The 22,752-nt window shown below is 75.6% G+C and carries 17 protein-coding genes and 2 pseudogenes; 7 read left to right on the forward strand and 12 right to left on the reverse strand.

The genetic code is table 11. The annotated features are described in order from the left end of the window. Positions 1–708: 708 nt before the first annotated feature. Complete coding sequence (locus tag GA0070606_RS23425; protein WP_091104272.1) at positions 709–1,878, reverse strand: acyl-CoA dehydrogenase family protein; 1,170 nt, start codon at positions 1,876–1,878, stop codon at positions 709–711. A 214-nt stretch (positions 1,879–2,092) separates the two neighbouring features. Here GA0070606_RS23425 and GA0070606_RS23430 point away from each other — a divergent pair, with 214 nt between their 5' ends. Both GA0070606_RS23430 and GA0070606_RS23440 read left to right on the forward strand, forming a co-directional pair. Further along, the gene (locus GA0070606_RS23430) at positions 2,093–3,022 is read left to right on the forward strand and encodes an LLM class F420-dependent oxidoreductase (RefSeq protein ID WP_091108074.1); all 930 of its coding nucleotides are present in this window, start codon (positions 2,093–2,095) and stop codon (positions 3,020–3,022) included. Positions 3,023–3,626: 604 nt separating this feature from the next. Then, positions 3,627–4,868, forward strand: coding sequence for an FAD-binding protein (locus GA0070606_RS23440; protein WP_091108076.1), 1,242 nt, complete (start codon positions 3,627–3,629; stop codon positions 4,866–4,868). A 63-nt stretch (positions 4,869–4,931) separates the two neighbouring features. On the opposite strand, the gene GA0070606_RS23445 is transcribed toward GA0070606_RS23440, so the two are convergent. From GA0070606_RS23445 to GA0070606_RS23455, 3 genes are all read right to left on the reverse strand, one after another. Next, positions 4,932–6,077: a site-2 protease family protein gene (locus GA0070606_RS23445; protein ID WP_091104274.1), complete on the reverse strand. Its 1,146-nt coding sequence runs from the start codon at positions 6,075–6,077 to the stop codon at positions 4,932–4,934. 107 nt (positions 6,078–6,184) lie between these two features. Continuing rightward, positions 6,185–6,391: a DUF397 domain-containing protein gene (locus tag GA0070606_RS23450; RefSeq protein WP_091104276.1), complete on the reverse strand. Its 207-nt coding sequence runs from the start codon at positions 6,389–6,391 to the stop codon at positions 6,185–6,187. A 13-nt stretch (positions 6,392–6,404) separates the two neighbouring features. Next, a complete protein-coding gene (locus tag GA0070606_RS23455) occupies positions 6,405–7,241 on the reverse strand; it encodes a helix-turn-helix domain-containing protein (RefSeq protein WP_091104278.1) in 837 nt (278 codons plus the stop codon). Positions 7,242–7,513: 272 nt separating this feature from the next. Here GA0070606_RS23455 and GA0070606_RS23460 point away from each other — a divergent pair, with 272 nt between their 5' ends. Then, positions 7,514–7,828 carry a DivIVA domain-containing protein gene (locus GA0070606_RS23460; protein WP_091104281.1) on the forward strand — a complete coding sequence of 105 codons (315 nt, stop codon included), beginning with the start codon at positions 7,514–7,516 and terminating at the stop codon, positions 7,826–7,828. Further along, positions 7,825–8,079: a hypothetical protein gene (locus GA0070606_RS23465; RefSeq protein WP_091104283.1), complete on the forward strand. Its 255-nt coding sequence runs from the start codon at positions 7,825–7,827 to the stop codon at positions 8,077–8,079. Before GA0070606_RS23460 ends, GA0070606_RS23465 begins: the two co-directional genes overlap by 4 nt. A gap of 212 nt (positions 8,080–8,291) precedes the next feature. On the opposite strand, the gene GA0070606_RS23475 is transcribed toward GA0070606_RS23465, so the two are convergent. Then, a complete protein-coding gene (locus GA0070606_RS23475) occupies positions 8,292–8,489 on the reverse strand; it encodes a type II toxin-antitoxin system VapB family antitoxin (protein ID WP_091104286.1) in 198 nt (65 codons plus the stop codon). A gap of 154 nt (positions 8,490–8,643) precedes the next feature. Between GA0070606_RS23475 and GA0070606_RS23480 the strand changes: the two genes are divergently transcribed. Continuing rightward, on the forward strand, positions 8,644–10,800 hold the full coding sequence (locus GA0070606_RS23480) for a prolyl oligopeptidase family serine peptidase (protein ID WP_245724779.1): 2,157 nt from the start codon (positions 8,644–8,646) through the stop codon (positions 10,798–10,800). Between the two features lie 18 nt (positions 10,801–10,818). Here the strand turns inward: GA0070606_RS23480 and GA0070606_RS23485 are convergent, their stop codons facing one another. Then, positions 10,819–11,730, reverse strand: a complete 912-nt coding sequence (locus GA0070606_RS23485; RefSeq protein WP_091104291.1) for a L,D-transpeptidase — start codon at positions 11,728–11,730, stop codon at positions 10,819–10,821. Positions 11,731–11,899: 169 nt separating this feature from the next. After that, a complete protein-coding gene (locus tag GA0070606_RS23490; RefSeq protein WP_091104294.1) occupies positions 11,900–13,348 on the reverse strand; it encodes an alpha-amylase in 1,449 nt (482 codons plus the stop codon). 289 nt (positions 13,349–13,637) lie between these two features. Between GA0070606_RS23490 and GA0070606_RS23495 the strand changes: the two genes are divergently transcribed. Both GA0070606_RS23495 and GA0070606_RS23500 read left to right on the forward strand, forming a co-directional pair. Further along, a complete protein-coding gene (locus tag GA0070606_RS23495; protein ID WP_245724780.1) occupies positions 13,638–15,572 on the forward strand; it encodes a hypothetical protein in 1,935 nt (644 codons plus the stop codon). Then, positions 15,569–17,020, forward strand: a pseudogene (locus tag GA0070606_RS23500) (NADH-ubiquinone oxidoreductase-F iron-sulfur binding region domain-containing protein); the annotation flags it as partial. The gene GA0070606_RS23495 and the pseudogene GA0070606_RS23500, both read left to right, overlap by 4 nt. A gap of 153 nt (positions 17,021–17,173) precedes the next feature. Here GA0070606_RS23500 and serS read toward each other — a convergent pair. From serS to GA0070606_RS23525, 5 genes and pseudogenes are all read right to left on the reverse strand, one after another. Continuing rightward, entirely contained in the window at positions 17,174–18,460 is a 1,287-nt protein-coding gene (gene serS, locus GA0070606_RS23505; protein ID WP_091104297.1) for a serine--tRNA ligase, read from the reverse strand. A gap of 204 nt (positions 18,461–18,664) precedes the next feature. Then, positions 18,665–19,741, reverse strand: coding sequence for a DNA polymerase III subunit beta family protein (locus GA0070606_RS23510; protein WP_091108080.1), 1,077 nt, complete (start codon positions 19,739–19,741; stop codon positions 18,665–18,667). Positions 19,742–19,810: 69 nt separating this feature from the next. Further along, complete coding sequence (locus GA0070606_RS23515; protein ID WP_091104299.1) at positions 19,811–20,992, reverse strand: saccharopine dehydrogenase family protein; 1,182 nt, start codon at positions 20,990–20,992, stop codon at positions 19,811–19,813. Positions 20,993–21,069: 77 nt separating this feature from the next. Then, entirely contained in the window at positions 21,070–22,239 is a 1,170-nt protein-coding gene (locus tag GA0070606_RS23520; protein WP_091104302.1) for a zinc-dependent alcohol dehydrogenase, read from the reverse strand. Beyond that, positions 22,236–22,656 (reverse strand): annotated as a pseudogene (locus GA0070606_RS23525) (hypothetical protein). The gene GA0070606_RS23520 and the pseudogene GA0070606_RS23525 overlap by 4 nt, the downstream one beginning before the upstream one ends. Between the last annotated feature and the right edge of the window lie 96 nt (positions 22,657–22,752).

Consider the following 22,752-nt stretch of genomic DNA (forward strand, 5'->3'; position numbering starts at 1 on the left):
CGGCCCGGCCGGTTCGTGACCACGGCCGGGCCCGGCGGAAATGATGGGTCTGGCGACGACCGGCCGCCGGGCCCGCGACGGCGCGGCCGGGGGCCGGTTCGGGGGTACGACTCGTCGACCGCGCCCGCTTCGGGGTCGCCGCGCGCGGGGCTCGACGGCTGCCGCAGTTGGTGACGTCGGTGTCGGTGACAGTGCGGCGGCACCGCCCCGGGCGCCCGGGACGGCGGCTGCCGGAGCGCGGTCCCACGGTGCGCGGTCCGGCGCTGCGTCACGCCGGGGCCGTCGCGGTGCGCGGTCCGGCGCTGCGCTACGCCGGGGCCGTCGCGGGGCCGGGCTCGGTGATGGCGGCGTCGGCGGGGACGGTGCTGTCCCCGCCGGACCCGAGGAATGGGATGTGGCCCGCCATCCTTACGCCTCTCACCTGCTACAACAGTGCGACGCGGAGGTGCCCGGCGTCCTGTCCGCTACCCGACCGTCGTCTCGTCGGGCAGCGGACTGCGCTCGGCGCGGATCTGTGCATGCCGCGCTGGTGCCGCCTGCGAGCGCGGGCCGCCTTGTCGGCCACGGCGTCGTCTGCGGCAGCGTGCCGCCTTGTCGGCCACGGCGTCGCCTGCGGCAGCGTGCCGCCTTGTCACGGGCGTCGCCGGTGACCGCGCGGCCTCGTCGCGGCACCGTCTGCGACAGCGCCGCCTCGTCAGGGTGCCGGTGTCAGTAGGCCAGCTCCACGGGCCGGCCGAGCACCCGGGCGCCGTTGTTGCCGAGCCAGCCCTCGGCCGCCGCCGCGTGCTGGCTGAAGGTGTGGATGTCCCGGAACCGCCGCTGGAGCGGCGACGAGTCGCGGGCCGCCCCGCCGCCGGCCGCCCGGTAGCAGGTGTCGACCGCGGCGGCGGCCCGCTCGGTCACCCACGGCAGGGCGGCGGAGACGCGCGGGTGCAGCCCGGGTATGGCCGCCGGATCGGTGGCGCAGGCCGTCCACAGCTCGTCGGCCAGGTCGCGCAGCAGCGCCCGGGCCGCCCGTACGTCCAGGTCCGCCCGGCCGAGCTGGAGGCGGAAGGCGGGCGAGTCGGCGAGCGACTGCCGGGCGTACAACCGCTGCCGGCCGCCCTCGATCAGGGCGACCATGTCGTCCAGCGCGCCCTGCGCGATGCCGACCGCCACCGCGCCGAGGTGCAGGACGAAATGGACCAGCGGCGCCACGAAGCCCGGCCCCGGCACGCAGGGCACGCCGGTGAACAGGTCGAAGCTCTCCTCCGCCGAGCAGAACGCGTCCGTCACCTCGACGTCGTGGCTGCCGGTGCCGCGCAGGCCCAGCACGTGCCAGGTGTCGTGGACGGCGACCCGGGAGGCCGGGAAGAGCATGGAGCGCACCGGCGGCGGCGCCCCCGCCGGCCCGGGCAGCGGCGCGTCGCCGTCGGTCAGCACGCAGTTGCCGAAGATCCAGTCGGCGTGCCGGGCACCGCTCGCGAACGCCCACCGGCCGGTGACCCGGTAGCCCCCGTCGACCGGCTCGGCGCGCCCCTGCGGGGCGAAGCCGCCCCCGACCACCACGTCCGGCCCGTCGGCGTAGACCTTGTCGAACCGGTCGCGCGGCAGCATCGCCAGCAGGTGCGGCGTCTCTGCGCCGATCATGACCGTCCACCCGGTCGAGCCGTCCGCCCGGGCCAGCGCCTCCAGCACCCGCAGCCCGGTGCGCAGGTCCGCCTCGTACCCGCCGTGGCTGCGGGGGACGAACATCCGGAAGCAGCCGGCCGCGCGGAGCGTGTCGAGCAGGTCGGTGGGGATCTCCCGCGCCGCCTCGATCTCGCCGGCCCGGCGGGACACCTCCGGCAGCAGCGCGTCGACCGCGCCGGTCAGCCGGTCCCGGTGCTGGTCCTGCATGTGGTTCTCCCTCGCCTCGTCGCCCGCCCTCCACTCTGGACCGGCGAGGACCCGGGAACCAGAGGCGCCGCTATCGGATGCCCGCCACTTCGCTCGGCGGGCGCCCGTCCGGCCCGCCGGCCGGGAGGGGAGTGCGTCGGCCGGGAGGGGATCGCGTGGGCCGGGAGGGGCCGGACCGGCACGCCGGCCCGGCCGGCTCCCTATGCTCGGAAGCATGGAACTGCGGATCTTTACCGAACCCCAGCAGGGCGCCACCTACGACGACCTGCTCGCCGTGGCCCGCTGCGCGGAGGACGCCGGCTACGGCGCCTTCTTCCGCTCCGACCACTACCTGAAGATGGGCTCGGTGAGCGGCGATCCCGGTCCGACGGACGCCTGGACCACCCTCGCCGGCCTGGCGCGGGACACCCGGCGGATCCGGCTGGGCACGTTGATGACCGCCGCCACCTTCCGGCTGCCCGGCCCGCTGGCGATCACCGTGGCGCAGGTCGACCAGATGAGCGGCGGCCGGGTCGAGCTGGGCATCGGCACCGGCTGGTACGCCGAGGAGCACACCGCGTACGGGATCCCGTTCCCGTCGCTGGGGGAGCGCTTCGACCGGCTGGAGGAGCAGCTCGCCGTCATCACCGGGCTCTGGGCGACGCCGCCGGGCGGGACCTTCGACTTCGCCGGCACGTACTACCCGGTCAGCGACTCGCCGGCCCTGCCGAAGCCGGTGCAGGACCCGCGCCCGCCGATCCTGCTCGGCGGCATGGGCCCGAAGCGCACGCCCCGCCTGGCCGCCCGGTACGCCGACGAGTTCAACCTGCCGTTCGCCTCGATCGAGGACTCGGCCGCCCAGTTCGCGCGGGTCCGCGCCGCCTGCGCCGAGGTCGGCCGGGACGCCGGCGAGTTGTGCTGGTCCAACGCCCTGGTGCTCTGCTGCGGCCGGGACGACGCCGAGGTGGCCCGGCGGGCGGCCGCCATCGGCCGGGAGCCGGACGAACTGCGCCTCAACGGCCTCGCCGGCACCCCCGCCGAGGTCGTGGACAAGATCGGCCGGTACGCGGAGATCGGCAGCGAGCGGCTCTACCTCCAGGTGCTCGACCTGGCCGACCTGGATCACCTGGAGCTGGTCGCGGCCGAGGTGATGCCCCAACTGTGAGCCGACGACCGCCCGCCCCGGCGTGGGGCGTGAGCCGCCCGTCCCGGCGTGGGGCGTGAGCCGCCCGTCCCGGCGTCGGGCGTGGGCCGGTGGCGGTCGGGCCTGCGTCAGGCGGGAACCGGCGACGCTCAGGCGTGGGCCAGGCCGGCCGCGCGCGGTGCCGGCCCGGGGTGGGGCACCGGGTGCGGTGCGGGCGGGGGCGCGGGCGTCGGCTGGGGCCCGGGGGTCGTACCCGCCGGGTGCCCCCCGGCCGGCGGCGCGCTCGACGGCGCCAGCCCGGTGCCGGTCGGGTCGATCTCCTCTTCGGAGGGGTACACGTCGCCCCGCGGGGCCGGATCGCGATGGGTGCTCATCGGCGTAGGGTTCCCCGACGACGGCGGTGGTAACCGGCGCCGCCGAGTGGCGGCGCGGGGGTGGCCCGGCGTCGCGGGGCGGCCGACACCGGCACCCGGTAGGGGACAGGGGGATCGACGTGGACGTGGACGGCGTCAGGGCGGCCGGCAGGGACGGCCCGCCGCAGCCCCGGCGCGAGGCCGGGACGCCGGGCGGCGACGGCGGCCCGCCGCGTCCCCGGCGCGGGGTCGACCCGCCCGGCGACGGGGCGGTGCCCGGCCGCAACTGGGCGGGCAACGTCCGCTACGCCGCCCGCCGGCGGCACCGGCCGGCCTCGCTCGACGAGCTACGCCGGCTGGTCGCGGGCGGCGAACGCGTCCGGGCCGTCGGCACCGGGCACTCCTTCAACCGGCTCGGGGACACCACCGGGGACCTGGTCTCGTTGGCCGGGATGCCCGCGACCGTCGCGCTCGACCCGGACCGGCGGACCGTCTCCGTGCCGGCAGCGATGCGGTACGGGGACCTGGCCGCCCGGCTGCACGAGCGGGGGTACGCCCTGGCGAACCTCGCCTCCCTGCCGCACATCTCGGTCGCCGGGGCGGTCGCCACGGGCACCCACGGCTCGGGCGTGACCGTCGGCAACCTCGCCACCGCGGTCGCCGGGCTGGAACTGGTGACCGCCGACGGGGACCTGCTGACCGTGGACCGGGCCACGGACGGGGACACGTTCGCCGGGATGGTGGTGTCGCTCGGCGCGCTGGGCGTGGTCACCCGGCTCACCCTCGACGTGGTGCCCGCCTACGACCTGCGCCAGTACGTCCGCCTCGGCCTGCCCCGCGAGACGCTGGACGCGGCGTTCGCCTCGGCGTACAGCGTCAGCGTCTTCACCGACTTCCGGAGCCGGCGGCTGCGGGAGGTGTGGCTGAAGCAGCGCGCGGACGCGCCCCCACCGCCGGCGGACTGGCTGGGCACGACGGCGGCCGAGGGGCCGCGGCATCCGGTGCCCGGCATGCCGGCGGAGAACTGCACCCCGCAGCTCGGCGCGCCCGGGCCGTGGCACGAGCGGCTGCCGCACTTCCGGCTCGGATTCACCCCGAGCAGCGGCGACGAGCTCCAGTCGGAGTACCACCTGCCGCGCGGCGCGGCGGCGGCCGTGCTGGCCGCGCTGGACCCGGTGGCGCACCTGATCGCGCCGGTGCTCCAGGTCTGCGAGCTGCGGGCGGTGGCGGCGGACGCGCTCTGGCTCAGCCCGAACCACGGGCGGGACAGCCTCGCCGTCCACTTCACCTGGGTCGCCGACGCGGCGGCGGTGCTGCCGGTGGTGGCGGCGGTGGAGGAGCGGCTCGCGCCGTTCGCGCCGCGCCCGCACTGGGGCAAGGTGTTCGGCCTCGCCCCGGCGGCGGTGGCCGCCGCCTGGCCCCGGTACGCGGACTTCCTCGACCTGATGCGACGGCTCGACCCGGCCGGGAAGTTCCGCACCGACCTGCTGGACCGCTACTTCCCCCGGAGCTGACGGGCCGGGCGGGGCGGTCTCGACGGGGACGCCGGCGGCCGGGCGGGGCGGTCCGACGAGACGCTAGCGGCCGGGCCGGTCGGCGAGCTGCTCGCGCAGGCTGCCGCGCTGCACGGCCCGGCTGATGTCGCTGGGCGAGACGATCCCGACCAGCCGCCCGTCGGCGACCACCAGGGCTCGCCCGTCGGCGCACTCGCTGAGCCGGGGCAGCAGGTCGTTCAGCGACTCCTCCGGCCGCGCCAGCACCAGCTCGTCGGCGCGGCACGCCACCTCGGCCAGCGTGGTGGCATCCCGGCGGTCCGCCGGGATGCCGCGCACCCGGTCGAGGGTGACCAGGCCGACGGGCCGGTCGTCCTCGGTGAGCGGCAGTGCCGTGTGCCGGTACGCGAACAGGTAGTGGTCGACGAAGTCGGCAACCGTCATCTGACCCGACGCGGTCTGCGGCTGCGGCGTCATCACGTCGGCGACTCGCACGCCGCGCAGCGCGCTGCCCATCCGGGCCTGCCGCTCCTCCATGCCGGCGGCGCCGATCAGGAACCAGCCGATCAGGGCCAGCCACAGCCCGCCGAAGCCGACGCCCGCCAGGAACTGCCACAGCCCCAGCCCGATCAGCAGCGCGCCGAGCACCCAGCCGGCCCGGGCGGCCACCACCGACGCCTTCGTCCGGTCGCCGGTCGCCTTCCAGACCGCCGCGCGCAGCAGCCGCCCGCCGTCCAGCGGGGCGGCCGGCAGCGCGTTGAAGACCGCCAGCAGCACGTTGATGCCGGCCAGCCAGGCCAGCGAGCCGAGCAGCAGCCCCTCCACCCCGGCCAGGGCGAGCAGCACCGCGATCGCGCCGAAGAAGAACCCGATCAGCAGGCTCACCAGCGGCCCCACGCCCGCGATGCGCAGCTCCGCGCCCGGGTCGCGCGCCTCGCCGCGCAGCTCGGCCACCCCGCCGAAGAGCCAGAGCGTGATGCCGCCGACCTCCAGCCCGTTGCGCTTGGCGACGACCGCGTGCGACACCTCGTGGGCGAGCAGGCCGAGGAAGAAGACCACCGCCGCCGCGAGCCCCGCCAGGACGTACGCGATCACCGGCCGGTCCGGGTAGGCCCGGGGGAACTGGTTGGCCGACAGCGCCCAGGCGATCAGCGCGAAGATGACCAGGACGCTCCAGTTGACCCCGACCGGAACGCCCGCGATCCGGCCGAGCCGGAAACTCGCCCTCATTCCTGCCCCTTACCCAGGGCGAGCCGGCTCATGCCGCCGACAACGGTTGGCGCCGACAACGGTTGGCGCCGCCGCTGCGGAATGTGGAGGCGGCGCAGGCAATCAGGTCAGCAGCCCAGCGTCTCGTCCTTGACGGCCCGAACGAAGGCAGCCCAACTGATCGGCTCGAAGGCGAGGATCGGGCCGGTCGGGTCCTTGCTGTCACGAAGCCCGACGACGCCGGGGAGATTGTCGGCGAACTCGACGCAGTTGCCGGAGCCGTTGCTGCGGGTGCTCTTGCGCCAGGTCACTGCGGCCTGGTTGACCTCTTCCACCCGCGCCGTCCTCTCACAGCTCGTCGATCGCCCCCTGGATCAGGTCGCGTGACTCGCGGGCGCTGGCCGCCGTGGCGACCAGGTGCTCGAAGACGCGGCTGTACTCCCTGACCTGTTGGCCTTCGAGATAGAGGCTACCCGCGCGGGTTTCGACGTAGACGACCCCCGGATCGGCCGGCTCGGGGAAGGTCAGCACGCTGAAGGCGCTGCCCATCGAGCCGTACTCGCCTGCGCCGAAGGTCAGGATCTGGATGGTGCGGCCGGGCCGGTCCGCCTCCTCGACCAGCCGCCGCAACTGTGCCGCGAACACCTCCGCGCCGCCGACCGGCCGCCGCAGGGCTGCCTCGTCCAGCACCACCCAGAGCTTCGGCGGAGTGTCGGAGTTCTGGCGGCGCATCCGCAACTCCACCCGCCGGTCGACCTCGTCGCCGGGCGCGTCCGGGTGCTCGGCGCGGATCACCGCGCGGGCGTAGTCGGCGGTCTGGAGCAGGCCCGGGATCAGTTGCGGCTCGAAGGCTCGGATCTCCGACGCCTCGGCCTCCAGCCCGACGTAGACCTCGAACCAGTCCGGCAGCACATCGTCGTACGCCTGCCACCAGCCGCGTTTCCGGGCGTCGCGGGCCACCTGGACGAGTGCGTCGACCTCCTCACCCTCGACGCCGTACAGCTCAAGGAGGCCACGGGCGACCGGCGGCATGACGGAGACCTGGGCGTTCTCGATGCGGCTGATCGCCGACTTCGAGATACCCACCTCCTTGGCGGCCTGGTCGGCGGTCATGCCGGTCTGCTCGCGAAGGCGACGAAGCGCGGCAGCCAGGCGTCGACGTCGGACGGTCGGACTTCCAGTCATGCCGGTCAGTGTGGCGGATCCGGACGTGCTTCGCAATGACACGCTCCCGAATCGGGAGTTGCGTAACGGGTGCAGTTCGCTGCACGATGCGTGAGTGGCCGGATCGCCTGGGTTACCAGACCCGTGGTCCGCGCTGCCCGGTATGCCCTGCTGCCGTACCGCCGATCGAGGCTGCGGTGGTAGGTGCCGGGGCGGGTCCGTCGGTTCGCGGCGGATCGACGGGTCCGCCCCTTCCACAGATCAATCTCGATGATGAGAGGCAGGTTCCTGTCATGCGCGTCTTCTTTCGGCATGCCCGGCGTCGCCAGCGGTCGGTCCTCGGGCCGACCCGCTACCGCTCGGCGGCCTACCATCCGTTGCGGCCGTGGCAGGTGCGCGAGCGTCGGTTCCGGCCGACCCCGCTCGGCCGGCGCGGGCTCGACCCGGTCGAGGTGCGGGAGTTTCTCGACCAGGTCGCCGGGGACCTGGCCATCGTCTACGACGCGCTCGCCCAGAGCCGCCGGGAGACCGACCGGATCAAGGACGCGCTGCGCCGCTGGCAGTCGGAGCAGACCCGGGCCCGCAACGAGCGGCGGTACGACCGGTGAGCGGGCGGTGGGTCATCCACCTGCCGGTGGTCGCCAGCGACCTGCTCTCCGCCCAGCGGCTGGCCCGGGTGGTGGCGCACTGGACGCACGTCCTGCCGCAGACCGATCCGGGCGGCACCAGCGTCTCGGCCGAGGATGACCAGAACGTACGCCACTGGGCCTTCTGCGACCGGTTGATGCCCGGAGGTCTGCGCTGCCTGCTGCGGCCCGAGCACGACGGCGAGTGCTCCCGGCGTTTCCGTTGGCGGTGACGCTGAAGCTGCGTATCGGACAGCGGCAGCACCCGCAGCGCAAGTCAGCGCGGTCTCTCGTTGGGCGACTGGGCTAATCAGGTGGCGGCTACCGCGACGTCAGTCGGCGGTGCCGGCCGGGACGACCCAGGTCGTGGGCTGCCCGGTGATCGCGGTGATCATGTCGAAGTCACCGTCGTAGTGGAGGACCGTGACTCCGTGCCGCTCAGCAGTTACCGTGCACGCTCGACGGGGCCGGTGAGGTCGGGCAGCCCTCCGCTCGCGAGCCAGTCGGCGAACTGCCGCCGCTTCTCACGGTCGACGATCGCCTTGAGCGCCGCGTTGACGGTGGCCTTCCTGGTCGTCGTGCCGAGGATCTTGCCGGCCTCGGCGAGCAGCTCGTCATCGACGTCGAGAATCGTCCGGCTCACGGGTGGACTCCTCCGGTAGGCGGTACTCGCCGATGAGATCGATCTGGCGTCACCTTGATATCACCGACGCCAGGCCTGTTGCCCGGGTGGTCGTCGCCATGCCGACAGTCGGCCGGGCATGGGGGCGCGGCGTACGTCGGGGATAGTGGCGAGCGTGACCGTGCAGCGCGACGACCCGTACCTCTGGCTGGAAGATCTCGACGGCGCGGACGCCGCGCGGTGGGTGCGGGACCGCAACGCGGAGACCGTGGCCGCCCTGACCGGCGGAGAGGGGTTCGCCGCGCTGCGGGCCGAGCTTCGGCGGGTGCTCGACGCGGAGGACCGCATCCCCTACCCCGGGTGGCGCGGAGACCACCGCTACTACAACTTCTGGACCGACGCGGCGCACCCGCGCGGGGTCTGGCGGCGGACGACCCTCGACCAGTACCGCCGGGCGGAGCCGGAGTGGGACGTGCTGCTCGACCTGGACGCGCTGGCCGCCGAGGAGGGCGAGAACTGGGTCTGGGGCGGGGCGACGGTGCTGCGGCCGGGCTACGGGCGCTGCCTGGTGAGCCTCTCCCGGGGCGGGGGCGACGCGGTCGTGGTGCGGGAGTTCGACCTCGACCGTCGCGCCTTCGTCGCGGACGGCTTCACGCTGCCGGAGGCGAAGAGCGACGTCGGCTGGATCGACGCCGACCACATCTACGTCGCCACCGACTTCGGCCCCGGGTCGCTCACCTCCTCCGGGTATCCCCGCCTGGTCAAGCGGTGGCGGCGGGGCACGCCGCTGGCTGAGGCCGAGATCGTCCACGAGGGGCACGCCGACGACGTCGCCGTCTGGGCCTCGCACGACCCGACGCCCGGCTTCGAACGCGACTTCGTGGGTCGGAGGCTGGACTTCTTCCGATCCGAGCGACACCTGCTGACCGGTACGGGCGAGCGGATCCTGATCGCCGTGCCGGAGGACGCCGAGTGGGACGTGCACCGGGAGTGGCTGCTGGTCCGGCCGCGCTCGCCGTGGCGGGTCGGCGGGGTGGAGCACCCCGCGGGCGCCCTGTTGGCGACCCGGTTCGACGCGTTCCTCGCCGGCGGGCGGGAGCTGACGGTGCTCTTCCGCCCCGACGACCGTACGGCGCTGAGCGACCACTTCTGGACCCGCCACCACCTGATCCTGGCCACCCTCGTCGACGTGCGGAGCCGGCTGGAGGTGCTGACGCCCGACGGGGCGGGCTGGCGGCGGGAACCCCTGCCCGGGGTGCCGGAGTTCGACCACAGCGAGGTCGTGGACACCGACCCGGACAACGACGACGCCTACCTGCTCGCCTCGGAGGGGTTCCTCCAGCCGGCGACGCTGCGGCTCGGGCAGGTCGGCGGCGCGGTCGAGACGCTCAGGCGCGCGCCGGCGTCCTTCGACGCGGACGGCCTGGCGGTGCGGCAGTTCTTCGCCGCCTCGGCCGACGGCACCCGGGTGCCGTACTTCGTGGTGGGGGACCCGGACGCGCCCGCCGCTCCGACGCTGCTCACCGGCTACGGCGGGTTCGAGATTCCCCTGACCCCGCACTACAGCGGGGTCATCGGGCGGGGCTGGCTGGCCCGGGGCGGCACCTATGTGGTGGCGAACATCCGGGGCGGCGGGGAGTACGGCCCCGGGTGGCACCGGGCCGCGCTGCGGGAGAACCGGCCCCGGGCGTACGAGGACTTCGCGGCGGTGGCGGCGGACCTGGTGGCCCGGGGCATCACCACGCCGGAGCGGCTCGGTATCTCCGGCGGCAGTAACGGCGGCCTGCTGATGGGGGTGATGCTGACCCGCCACCCGTCGCTGTTCGGGGCGGTCGTCGCGCACGTGCCGGTGCTGGACATGCGGCGCTACCACCGGCTGCTGGCGGGCGCCTCGTGGATGGCCGAGTACGGCGACCCGGACGTGCCGGCCGACTGGGAGTTCCTGCGCCGGTACTCGCCCTACCACAACGTCGACGGCGACCGGCCGTACCCGCCGATCCTGCTCGTCACCTCGACCCGCGACGACCGGGTGCACCCCGGGCACGCCCGCAAGATGGCGGCCCGGCTGCGCGAACACGGCCACGAGGTGGCCTACTACGAGAACGTCGAGGGCGGGCACGGCGCGGCGGCGAACAACGAGCAGCGCGCCTTCGTCTGGGCGCTGACCCTGGAGTTCCTCTGGCGCAGGCTGGCCGTGCCGGCGCACGCCGTGCCGCGCCAGGCCGCCCCGGCCGACCCGGCCCGGCTCGCGGACGGGCCGGCTGTCGTGGCCGAACCGCCGGGCACCGGGCCGGCTGTCGTGGCCGAACCGCCGGGCAGCGCGCCGGCGTAGGCCGGTCGGCGGCGCCCGTCAGGCGGTCGGCGGCGGGGCGGGCAGCTCGTCGACCACCACCACCTCGGTGCCCGGGCGCACCTCGGCCAGCAGTTCCCGCTGCCCGCTCTTCGTCAGCCGGATGCAGCCGTTGGTGGTGTTCTCGCCCAGCTCGCCGTCGTGGTACCAGCTGTGTATGCCGATGTGCGCGCCGCGCAGGCCGGGCGGCACCGAGTCGGGGTCGTCGGGCACCGAGCCGAGGGCGAAGATGTCCACGCCCCCGTACACGCTCTCCGGGGGCGGGGTGCGGCCGAGGACGAAGGTCCGGCCCAGCGGGGTCTCCTGGCCGCGCTGGCCGAGGCTGACCTCCCAGGTGCGCACGGCCCGGCCGGACCGGTACCAGGTCAGCCGGTGCGCCCTGCGCTCGACCACGATCTGGTCGCGCAGCGCGACGGTGGTGAAGCCGCCGGGCGGCAGCCAGGCGAGGGTGCGGTTGGCCGAGGGGAGCAGCACCGCCGTCCAGCCGGCGCGCCGCTGGGCGATCGGCATGGTCAGCTCGACGCCGTTGATGGTGGGGGCGAGGAAGGCCAGCGGCCGGCCGCCGGGGGCGGTGTAGGCGGCGATCCGGCGGGTCGGATGCAGGCCCTCGGTCAGCGGCGTGGTGTCGAGGGCGCCCGGGTCGGCGGGGAACCCCTTGGGCGCCGGGTCGTAGTCGACCACCGGTAGGTCGTCGGGCGCGGGCGCGGCGACGGGCACCCGCTCCGGGGTGGGGGCCGCGCCGGTCGGGCTCGCGGCGGTCGGCGCGGGCGGACCGACGACCGGCGGCGCGGGGGGCGCGCCGTCCGGGGTCAGCGTCCAGCCGGTGACCCCGGCGGCGAGCAGCAGCAGGGGTACGCCGACGGCGGCGACCAGCCGGCCGGCCCGTCGCGTGGTGATTCGGTCAAAGTGCACAAATTCACTATAACGGGTATAGAACGCGTGAAGCGCCCGTCCCGGCCGGAAGGTCGGCCGGGACGGGCGTCCGTGGGGGTGGGGCGGCGTCCCGGGCACGTGCCGGGCGGAGCGCCAGCCGAACGCGCGGAGGGCGAGGCCTCGGCCCGGGCGCGTGCCGGGGCGGACTTCAGCTCAGGCGCGCTCCGGCGTGGATGGCGATCGCGTCGTGGGCGGGCACGTCCGCCGCGAACCAGCCGTTGCCGTCCACGGTGATCACCGGCCCGCTGCACGTGCCGTTGCCGAAGGTGCCGTGGATGACGTCGCAGTAGCGGCCGGCCGGCAGCCCGGTGTAGTAGGACCGGCCGGTGATCGCGTAATCCTCGTCGTTGACGGTCAGGTAGCCCCTGCCGGCCCGGCTGAAGGCGATGTGGTTGTTGCCGTTGTCGTACCAGTTGGCGACGCCGGCGCCCTCCGTGGCGTTGCGGAAGCCGACCATGTTGGCGATCGCCGGCCAGCGGTGCTCGCACTCCCAGCCGGAGTAGCAGGTGGCGTCGAGGGTCCGGCCCGAGCCGTCCTGCGGCGGGCCCTGGTCGCGCTGGCTGAAGGTGTAGCTCGACATGACCGTCGGGGAGCCGTACGGCCAGCCGAGCATGAACGCGTTGGCCAACGCGTAGACGCCCCGGTCGCGGTAGGTCAGGACGCCGCCCACGTCGCGCTGGGTGTCGTGGTTGTCCACGAAGACCGCGGCCGAGCCGCTGGGCAGGTGCCCCCAGCCCTCGCCGAAGTTGCGCAGGTAGGCGAGCTTCTCGGAGCGGAAGACCCGGGCCAGGTCCTTGCCGTAGCGGAACTCGTGCACGTCGCCGTTGCCGGTGTACTCACCCGGCTGGATCGGCTCGCCGGCGCCGTGGATGACCTCCTGCACAACGTACGCCGAGCGGGACAGCTTGCCCTTGATGGCGGCGATGTCGGCGGCCGGCATGTGCTTGCTGGCGTCCATCCGGAAGCCGTCGACGCCGAGCGAGAGCAGGTCGTTGAGGTAGCCGGCGATCCGCGTGCGGACGTAGTCCGACTCGGTCTTCAGGTCGGCGAGGTTGACCAGCTCGCAGTTCTGCACCTCCCACCGGTCGTTGTAGTTGGCGATGTCGTCGCCGCCGTTGCGGCCGCAGTGGTGGAAGTCCTGCGTCTGGTAGATCCCGGGGTAGTTGTAGTGCCCGTACGACGAGCCGGCCCAGCCGGTGCCGCCGTTGTCCTGGCCGGACATGTGGTTGACGACCGCGTCGACGACGACCTTGACGCCGGCGGCGTGGCAGGCGTCGACCATGGACTTGAACTGGGCGCGGGTGCCCTTGCGGGACTCGATCCGGTAGCTGACCGGCTGGTAGGCCACCCACCACTGCGAGCCGCGGACGTGCTCCTGCGGCGGGGAGACCTGGACCCAGCCGTAGCCCTTCGGGCCGAGGGTGGTGCGGCACTCGGACGCCACCGAGGTCCAGTTCCACTCGAAGAGGTTGGCGATGACCTTCTTGCTGCCGGCCGGCGCCGCGGCGGCCGGGGGTGCCGTCGCGGTGACGGGGACGATCAGGCTCGCGATCACGCCGAGGGCGGTGATCGCCGACAGACGCCGACGTCTCTGCATCGGGGACTCCTGACGGGGGTGTGGGGGACGGGTGGCGGTGCGGGCCGGGGGAGCCCGTTGCCGGGGTCTTGCATCCCGGCCTGAAAATTTCTGAAAGGTTACAAGCGTGTTGCAGCGGCTGTCAACGCATGGACATGCGTCACTGCAAGTGGCGCCACGACGGGCGTCCGGGCCGCCGGGCACGCGCGCGACGGCCGGGCGGTTCGACGCCGGTACGCGGAATTTCCGCGCGCCGGTGATCCGGCCGCCGCGTCGGTCCGTACTGGAGGGGGACGAGGGTCGGCCGGCGGTGCGCCGCCGCGAGACGATCGAGGAGCAGATGGCCCGGGCACAGCAGAACAGCAAGGCGGCCACCGTCCGGACCAGCAGCACCAGCCGGGGGGCCCGCACCCGCTCCCGGTCCGCGCTGGCCCTGCTGGGCGTCTCCGCGCTCGCCGCCGCGTGGGCCGGCACCATGCTCACCGGCGTCGGCCCCACGGCGTACGCGTACGGCTTCTTCTTCACCGAGTTCTTCGCGGGCGTGATCGCCCTGGTGGCGCTGAGCCTCACCGTGATGCTGGGGCTGCTCGCCACCGACCGGCTGGTCCTGCTGATCCGGCACCGGGTGCTGCTCCAGTCCGCGCACCGGGCCACCGGCGTCCTCGGCGTGGCCGGGCTGGCGTTCCACGTGCTCACCAAGGTCGCCACGGGTCGGGCGGCGAGCACCGACGCGGTGGTGCCCTTCGTCGGCGGGCGGGGGCTCTACGTCGGGCTCGGCACGGTGGCCGCGCTGCTTATGGTGAGCGTCCTCTGGACCGGCGTCGTCCGGGCCCGCTTCGCCGGCGTCGGTCCGAAGTGGCTGTGGCGGACACTGCACTCCGCCGCGTACCTCTCCTGGCCCTTCGCCATCCTGCACGGCCTCAACGCCGGGCGACCGGCCAGCGCGTGGGTGAGCCTGAGCTACCTCGCCTGTGTCCTGCTGGTCGTGCTCGCGCTGCTGGTCCGGCTCTCGGTGAGCCTCGGCCGGCGCAGCCGGGAACGGCACCAGGCCGCCGCCCTGAACGCGGCGCTGGCCGGCGGCCCGGCCGAGGACGCCCCGAGCCGGGCGCTGCTCAGGGGCCTGTTGCGGCGCGGTGCGGAGAAGCAGGACCGCCGGGGCTGGGCGGAGGCCACGGCCGCCGGCACCTGGCCGGCGTCGGCCGGGCGACGGCGCGACCCGGACCGGTTCGTCGTGCCGGTCGGGCGACGGCGCGACCCGGACCGGTTCGTCGTGCCGGTCGGGCGACGGCGCGACCCGGAGCGGTTCGTCGTGCCGGTCGTGCCCGAGGCCGGCACGCTCCACGAGCCGCTACGCCCCGGCCGTCGCCTGGCGGAGCCGGCGGCCGGGCGCGACGGGGCCCGGTCCCGCCGCCGCGCCGTGGAGCCGGCGACCGGACGGCGCCCCGTCGAGGAGCGGGAGCCCGTCGTGGCGCGCCCGCCCGGGCGGGGCCTGGACGAGCGGGAGCGCGTGACCGCGCGGCGGGGGACGGAAGAGCGGGAGCGCGTGGTGGCGCGGCGGGGCGTGGCGGAGGAGCGGGAGCGCGTGGTGGCGCGGCGGGGCGTGGCGGAGGAGCGGGAGCGCGTGGTGGCGCGGCGGGGCGTGGCGGAGGAGCGGGAGCGCGTGGTGGCGCGGCGGGGCGTGGCGGAGGAGCGGGAGCGCGTGGTGGCGCGGCGGGGTGTGGCGGAGGCCGCCTCGACCGGCCGGCGCCGCCGGTCCGCCGAGGACGGTCGCCGCCTGGCCGAGGCGGCGTCGGTCGGCCGCTACTCCGCCCCGACCGGTGGCGAGAGCCCCGAGGAGCCCTGGGACAGCCCGCTCCGCTGGGCGGGCAGCACGCCGGTCTCCGCCGGCTCCGTCTCGGCCGAGCCGGTCTCCGCTGGTCCCGTCTTGCCCGGGCAGGTCTCCGCCGGCCCTGCCTCCGCCGGATCGGTCTTCGGCGGGTCGGTCTTCGCCGGGGCGCGCGGCGCCAGGGGTCGACACAGCGTCGAGGACGAGCCGGACGTCGAGCCGGACTACTGGCGACCCCCGGCCCGGTACGTCCCCGAGGACGTCCCGCCGCCCGCCGACGACACCCCGACCCTGGTCGACCTCGCCTCCCGGCGGGCACGCCGGGCCGCCGGCGAGGGCCGGGCCGGGCGCCGACGCCGCGCCACCGCCGACGCCGTCGACGGGGCGTACTGGGCGGGGCTGCGGGGTGAGGCGAGGTGACGCGTACGACCGTGCCCCCGGTGGCCTGCCTCGGCGAGCCCCGGCTCACGGCGGGCTTCGCCGAGTTCGGACGGCTCGACCTGCCCGCTCACGAGGAGGTGCACGGGCCGCTCGGGCCGATGGAGCCGGCCGACCTGCTCCGGCTCGCCGAGGGCGCCCAGCTCAGGGGCAAGGGAGGGGCGGGATTCCCGTTCGCCAGGAAGCTCCGCGCGGTGCTGGAGTCCTGCGAGCGGCAGGACCTCCCGGCTGTGGTGGTGGTCAACGCCACCGAGGGCGAGCCGGCGAGCTGGAAGGACAAGGTGCTGCTCACCCGGGCCCCGCACCTGATCCTCGACGGCGCGGCGCTGGCCGCGTACGCGCTGGACGCCGACGAGATCGTCGTGGGCGTGGCCGACGACGGGGTGGGCCACGGCTCCCTGACCGAGGCGCTCCGGGAGCGTCGCATGCCGGTGCCCACCAGCATCGTCACCGTGCCGCACCGGTTCATCTCCGGCGAGGGCGGCGCACTGGTCAACGGGATCAACGGCCTGCCGCACATCCCGCCGGGCACCAAGAGACGGTCCAGCGACTCCGGCGTCGGCGGCCTGCCCACGCTGCTGTCCAACGCCGAGACGTACGCCCAGCTCGCGGTCGCCGCCCGGCTCGGCCCGTACGAGTACGCGGCGCTCGGCACCGACGACGAGCCCGGAACGGTGCTGCTGACCGTCACCGGCGCGGCGGGACGGCCGGCGGTGGTGGAGTGCGCCGCCGGCACCGGGCTGCGGGAGATCCTCGACCTGTGCGAGGTGCCGGACGGGCCGGGCGTCCTGACCGGCGGCTACCACGGCAGGTGGGTCACGCGGGAGGCGGCGGACCGGGCGGAGATCTCCCGCGGCGGGCTGGCCGCCGTGGGCGGCACCCTCGGCGCGGGAATCCTCGTCCCGCTCGGCGCGGACACCTGCCCGCTCGGCGAGGCCGCCCAGGTGGTGCGCTACCTGGCCGGCGAGTCGGCCGGCCAGTGCGGGCCGTGCCGGAGGGGCCTGCCCGACCTGGCCCGCGCGGTCGACCTGGCGGTGGCCGGTAGCGCCCCGGTGGAGGTGGTCCGCGCCGCCGCCGGCGACGTGCGGGGCCGGGGCGCGTGCAGCCACCCCGACGGCACGGCGAGGTTCGCGCTCTCCGCGATGGAGGTCTTCGCCGAGGACCTGCGGCTGCACACCACCGGGGACGGCTGCGGCCGGCGGGTGAGGGGCGTGCTGGGCCTGCCCGGCGCGCCCGACCCCGACCCGCAGCGGCTCACCCTCGACTGGTCCCGCTGCGACGGGCACGGGCTCTGCGCGCACGTCGTGCCGGACTTCATCCGGCTCGACGCCAACGGCTACCCCGCCTTCCCGCCCACCCCCGTGCCGACGTGGCTGCGGCAGGGCGCGCTGAAGGCGGTCAAGGTCTGCCCGGAACTGGCCCTGCGCCTGACCCCCCCGACTGACCCCGCCCTGCCCGCCCCGCCCATCGGCCGCGATCTTGCACTTGATGCCCCGACGAAAGCCGCGTTCCACGCGAATCGGGGGCCGAAAGTGCAAGATCGCCGGGCGGTGCGGCGGGGGGCGGGGTGGGGGCGGGTGGGGTCAGCGGAGGGGGGTGAGGCGGTCGGTGCCCAGGCGGTCGCGGAGGACCTCCGGTACCAGCACCGAGCCGTCGGGCTGCTGGAACTGCTCCAGGATGGCCGGGAGGAGTCGGCTGGTGGCCAGCGCCGACCCGTTGAGGGTGTGCACGAAGCGGGTCTGCTTGCCGCCCGGCTCGCGGTAGCGGATGGCCGCCCGGCGCGCCTGGTAGTCGCCGCCCCAGGAGACCGACGAGACCTCCTTGTACTTGCCGGTGCTCGGCATCCAGACCTCGATGTCGAGGGTCTTGCGCATCGCGGCGCTGGCGTCGCCGGCCGAGAGCAGGCTGCGCTGGTAGTGCAGGCCCAGCCCCTCGACCAGGCTCTCCGCGTGGCCGACCATCTGCTCCAGCGCGGCGTCGGCCTGCTCCGGCAGGGTGAACTGGAAGATCTCCACCTTGTTGAACTGGTGGCCGCGCACCGTGCCGCGCTCGTCGGAGTGCGAGCCGGCGGCCTCGCGCCGGTAGCAGGGCGTGTAGGCGAACACCTTCAGCGGCAGCTTCGTGGTGTCGAGGATCTCGTCCTGGTAGGCGCCGAGGATGGCCGTCTCGGCGGTCGGCAGCAGGAACTGCCCGCGCGGCGCGGACTGCTTGTCCAGGTGGTAGACGTCGTCGTAGAACTTCGGGAACTGCCCGGCGGCGAAGCCGGCCGTGTCCAGCAGCAGGTGCGGCGGGAGCAGGAACTCGTAACCGGCCTCGATGTTCCGCTCGATCAGCCAGTTGACCAGCGCCCACTCCAGCCGGGCGCCCATGCCCGTGTACATCCAGAAGCCGGAGCCGCCGAGCTTGACCCCGCGTTCGTGGTCGACCAGGCCGAGCGCGCGGCTCAGCTCCACGTGGTCGCGGACCTTCTCGATCACCGGCGGCTCGCCGAAGGTCTTGACGACCCGGTTGGCCTCCTTGCCGCCGGCCACGACGTCGTCGGCGGGCAGGTTGGGCAGCTCGCTCATCCGGGCGCGCAGCCGGGCCTGCACCTCGTCGAGCTGACTCTCCAGCTCGGCGAGCTGCTTGCGCTCCGCCTCCGGGGCGGTGACCTGCGGCTCGGTGCCGGCCCGCTTCGCCTGCGCGTACGCGCGCGCCTCGGCCTTGCGGCGCTGCCGCTCGGCGTCGATCTCGCTGATCAGGGCGCGGCGTTCCTGGTCGAGCCGCTGGATCTCGTCCAGGGCCCGGGTGACCTCGGCGGGATCCAGTCGCTTCGCCAGCGCGGTCGCCACCGCCTCGCGATCCTTCCGGATCAACTCCATGTCGAGCATGCTGCTCCGTACGCCTCCGTCCGGACGTCTGGTGGACCCACCGATGCTACCGTCGCGGCCCGTCGCGCCCCGGCCCGGTCCGGGCGACGCCCGCAGCCCGGGCCCGGCCCGCCCGGCGGTGGCCGCCACGCACCGGGCCGCACCGGGCCCAGGCCGCACCGAGCTCAGGTCGCACCCGGGCCCAGGTCGCACCGGAGGGCGGGCTCAGAGCCGGATCGGCATCAGGATCGAGAAGGCGTCGGCGTCGTCGGGGCGGCGCACGGCCAGCGGCGCGATGGGGCCGTCCAACTCCAGCAGCAACTGGCCCGGGCCGGCGGCGTCGAGGGCCTGGAGCAGGTACCCGCCGTTGACGCCGACCCGGAACGCGTCCTCCTCGCCAGGCAGCTCGTCCGCCCCGAACAGCCGCACCCCGCCCCTTCCGTCCGGCCCGAGCACCGTCACCGCCAGCGGCGCGCCGTCGTGCCGACGGGTGACGACGGGGGCGTCCGCGCTGGTGAGGGCCGAGCGCAGGGCGGCGGCGTCGACGGTCAGCCGGTGCGTCGGCGCGTCGTCGGGCGCCGACGGCAGCAGCCGGCGATAGTCCGGGAAGTCGTACGGCAGGGCGGCGGCGTCGACCGTCCGGCCGGCGACGGAGACCGCGATCGTCCCGCCGGCCACGGTCAGCCGCGCCTCGGGGGTGATCCCCGCGCCCGTGTCGAGCAGGGCCCGCGCCTCGTCGACGAAGGCGACCGGGGCGAGCACCCGCACCGCCGGTCCGTCGACCCGGCCCGCCGCCCGGCCCAGCGCCATCCGGTGCCGGTCGGTCGCCACCAGCCGTACGCCGTCGCCGTCGACGTCGAGCAGCACGCCGGTCAGCACCGGCAGGTCGGGGTCGGTGCCGACGGCGAAGCGGACCGCGTCCACGGCGGCGGCCAGGTCGGCGCGGGACAACACGATGCGGGTGGTCATGGGAAGCTCCTCGGAGTCGACAAGCGTACGGATCCGGGAGAGCTCGCGACGGGCGTCGGCGAGGCCGTCCTCCAGCCGGCGCAGGTGCGCGTCCAGCAGGCGGTGCACCTCCACCGGCTCCGACCGCAGCGCGGCGGCGATCTCGGCCACGGGCATGCCGATCCGGCGCAGCCCCGCCACCAGCCGGGCGGGCGCCACCTGGTCGCCGGTGTACCAGCGGTAGCCGGTGGCCGGGTCGACCAGGGCCGGCGTCAGCACCCCGGCCGAGTCGTAGAACCGCAGGGCGCTCACGGTCAGCCCGCTGGCCCGGGCCAGCTCGCCGATGCTGCGCAGGTCGCTCTCCACGGCGGTGATCCTGTCGTCTCAACCTGGTCGAGGGTCAAGCCGCCGACCGGGGCCCGTTCAGCGCGGGCCGTCCAGCACCCGGAAGGTCATGCCCGCCCGGACCAGCCGGTCCAGCAGCGCGTCGCCCATCGCGGTCACCGGGGTCACCTGGCCCGAGGTGGCCGGCAGCTCGTCGGTGGCCAGGCAGAGCGCCGACTCGGCGAGCATCTTCGCCGTCTCGTCGTAGCCGGGGTCGCCGCCGGCCACCTCGGTGAGCACCCGCCGGCCGCCGCCGGTGCCGACGAACCGGACCCGGAACCACGACTTCGCCCGCTGTTGCGGCGTCGGCCCCTGCCCGGCGGTGAGCCGGCCGAACAGCCAGCGCCGGGCCGGCGGCACCCGCACCAGGCCGACCAGGCCGCCCAGCCCGGCCCCGGCGGCCAGCACGGTCGGCAGCCGCTTGACGGCGGCGAAATGCCGGTAGCGGAAGTCGGGGCCGTACTCGGGGCGGGCGGCGGCCGAGCGGCGGACCACCTGCGGGTCGATGGTCGGCAACGGCACGGCCCACATGCCCAGCTCCTTCGACCGGGCGAGGCGACCGGGCACCGCGCGGACCCGCCGTCCGGTCGGCCGCGGCTCGACCCGCCGCCGCTCGCGCGCCGCCCGGGACGTCTCGGCCCGGCGGGAGAGGGCGAGCAGCGCCGAATGGTACGTGCCGGCGGAGAACCGCCCGCCCGCCCGCACGAAGCCGTCGACCGTGACCGGCCCGTCGGCCGGCAGGTGCCTGAGCGTGAACCAGACGCCCAGGTCGTGCGGGACCGAGTCGAAGCCGCAGGCGTGCACCAGCCGCGCCCCGGTGCGCACCGCCTCGGCGTGGTGGCGCACGTACATCAGGTCGACGAACTCCGGTTCGCCGGTGATGTCCAGGTAGTCGGTGCCGGCGCGGGCGCACGCGGCGACCAGCGGCTCGCCGTGGTGGACGTACGGGCCGACGGTGGTGGCCACCACCCGCGCGCTCTGCGCGACCGCCCGCAGCGAAGCGGGGTCGGTGACGTCGGCGGTGAGCAGGGGCAGCCCGGCCAGCGCCGGGTCGACCGCGGCCAGCCGGTCCCGGACGGCGGCCAGCCTGTCGGGGTTGCGCCCGGCGAGGGCCCAGCGCAGCCCGGGCGGGGCGGTGCGGGCCAGGTATTCGGCGGTCAGCCCACCGGTGAACCCGGTGGCCCCGAACAGGACGATGTCGTACGCCCGCTGCTCACGCATCCGCCGAGTCTGCCACCCGCGAGGGCGGCCCGCAGGAGTCGCGGAGGCACCGGTCACCCGGGCGGGCGTCGGCGTCCTCACCCCGGGGCGTCGGGGGTGAGGACGACGCGGACGCAGCCGTCGGCGCGGTCCCGGAACAGCGCGTACCCCTCGGCGCCCCGGTCCAGCGGCAGCCGGTGGGTGGCCAGGTGCTCGGTGCGCAGCTCGTCGCGGGCCATCCGCTCCAGCAGCATCGGGATGTAGCGCTGCCCGTGCTGCCGCGCGCCCCGCACGGTGAGCCCCTTGTTGGTCACCGTACCGAGCGGGAACGCGTCCACGACCCCGGTGAACTCCCCGAGCAGGAAGACCGAGCCGCCCTTGCGGCAGGCGTGCACCGCCTCGCGGACGGCGGCCGGCCGTTCCGCGCCGCCGGTGAGCCGGTCCGCCAGCGACCGAGGGCCGGACCCGTCCCAGGCCGCCCCGACCGCCTCCACGCAGACGTCCGGCCCCCGCCCGCCGGTGCGCTCGCGCAGCTCGGTGGGGACGTCGGCGAGTCGGTGGTCGATCGTCTCCGCCCCCGCGTACCGCTGCGCCATCCGCAGCCGGTCGTCCTCGGCGTCGACGACGATGACCCGCTCCGCGCCGAGCAGCCGGGCCGCCCGTGCGGTGAGCTGACCGACCGCGCCCGCGCCCCAGACCGCCACCACGTCGCCGGGGCGCACCCCGCCGAGGTCCGCGCCCATCCAACCGGCCGGTGCGGCGTCCGAGGCGAACAGGGCCCGGTCGTCGCTGACCGGCTCCGGCACGGTGAACGCGCCCACGTCCGCGTACGGCACGCGGACGTACTCGGCGTGGCTGCCGGCGAAGCCGCCCATCGCCCGGGGCTGGCCGAACGCCCCGCCCGTCGGGTGGCCCCAGACCGCCTCGGCGAGCGCCGGGTCAGCGCTGCCGTTGTCGCAGCAGGAGGGCAGCTCCCGCCGGCAGTACCAGCAGGAACCGCAGGAGACCGAGGAGCAGACCACCACCCGGTCGCCGACCCGGTGCCGGCGCACCTCCGGGCCGACCTCGACCACCTCGCCGAGGAACTCGTGCCCGAGCACGTCGCCGACGGCCAGGAACGGCACCCGCCCGGCGAGCAGCGGCAGGTCGCCGCCGCAGGTGGCGCTCTGCCGGACCCGGACGATCACGTCGTGGCCGTTGCGCAGCTCCGGGTCGGGCACCTCGCGTACCGCCAGCTCGCCGGCGCCCGCCCAGCACAGCGCCCTCATCGCGGCGGGTCGACCGGCCGGTCGACGGCGGAGCGGTCGGCGCGCAGCACCTCGCCGGTCTCGGCGAGCTGCTTGGCCTCCCGCAGCGCCCGGCGGATCAGCAGCCCCGGATCGTCGCCGACGAGGTGGGCGGCGAGCCCGGCGGGGGTCGCGCCGGGCAGCGGCCGGGCGGCCAGCTCGGTGCCCCGGCACCCGGGCGCCGGGCGCAGCTCCACCTGCACCGCGCCGCCGAGCCGGCGCAGCGGCTCCGGCCAGCACCTCGCCGGGCGCGCGGTCGACGGTCACCACCTGCCAGCGCGCGGGCCGCGGGTCGGCACCGGCCGCACGGGGCCGGGCCGCCCGGCGTACGGCCAACGCCCGCACCGCCGCCGCCCCGGCCGCCGCGCCGAGGGCGAGCCCGGCCCCGGCCGTCCCCACGATCCGTCCCACCGGTCCCTCCGTCCCCGTGCGCGCACCGCCGTCCTCCGTTCCGCGCGGCGCCGGAGCGCGCCGTCGCGCGCGGCCGGTCGCCCA

Origin of the sequence: Micromonospora citrea, from assembly GCF_900090315.1 — a bacterium.
Lineage (GTDB): Bacteria > Actinomycetota > Actinomycetes > Mycobacteriales > Micromonosporaceae > Micromonospora > Micromonospora citrea.

Bases quoted from the DNA above. Each gene is read 5' to 3' on its own strand.
- GA0070606_RS23425 (WP_091104272.1), bottom strand. From the start codon at position 1,878: ATGCAGGACCAGCACCGGGACCGGCTGACCGGCGCGGTCGACGCGCTG.
- GA0070606_RS23430 (WP_091108074.1), top strand. From the start codon at position 2,093: ATGGAACTGCGGATCTTTACCGAACCCCAGCAGGGCGCCACCTACGAC.
- GA0070606_RS23445 (WP_091104274.1), bottom strand. From the start codon at position 6,077: ATGAGGGCGAGTTTCCGGCTCGGCCGGATCGCGGGCGTTCCGGTCGGG.
- GA0070606_RS23455 (WP_091104278.1), bottom strand. From the start codon at position 7,241: ATGACTGGAAGTCCGACCGTCCGACGTCGACGCCTGGCTGCCGCGCTT.
- GA0070606_RS23460 (WP_091104281.1), top strand. From the start codon at position 7,514: ATGCGCGTCTTCTTTCGGCATGCCCGGCGTCGCCAGCGGTCGGTCCTC.
- GA0070606_RS23490 (WP_091104294.1), bottom strand. From the start codon at position 13,348: ATGCAGAGACGTCGGCGTCTGTCGGCGATCACCGCCCTCGGCGTGATC.
- serS (WP_091104297.1), bottom strand. From the start codon at position 18,460: ATGCTCGACATGGAGTTGATCCGGAAGGATCGCGAGGCGGTGGCGACC.
- GA0070606_RS23515 (WP_091104299.1), bottom strand. From the start codon at position 20,992: ATGCGTGAGCAGCGGGCGTACGACATCGTCCTGTTCGGGGCCACCGGG.
- GA0070606_RS23520 (WP_091104302.1), bottom strand. From the start codon at position 22,239: ATGAGGGCGCTGTGCTGGGCGGGCGCCGGCGAGCTGGCGGTACGCGAG.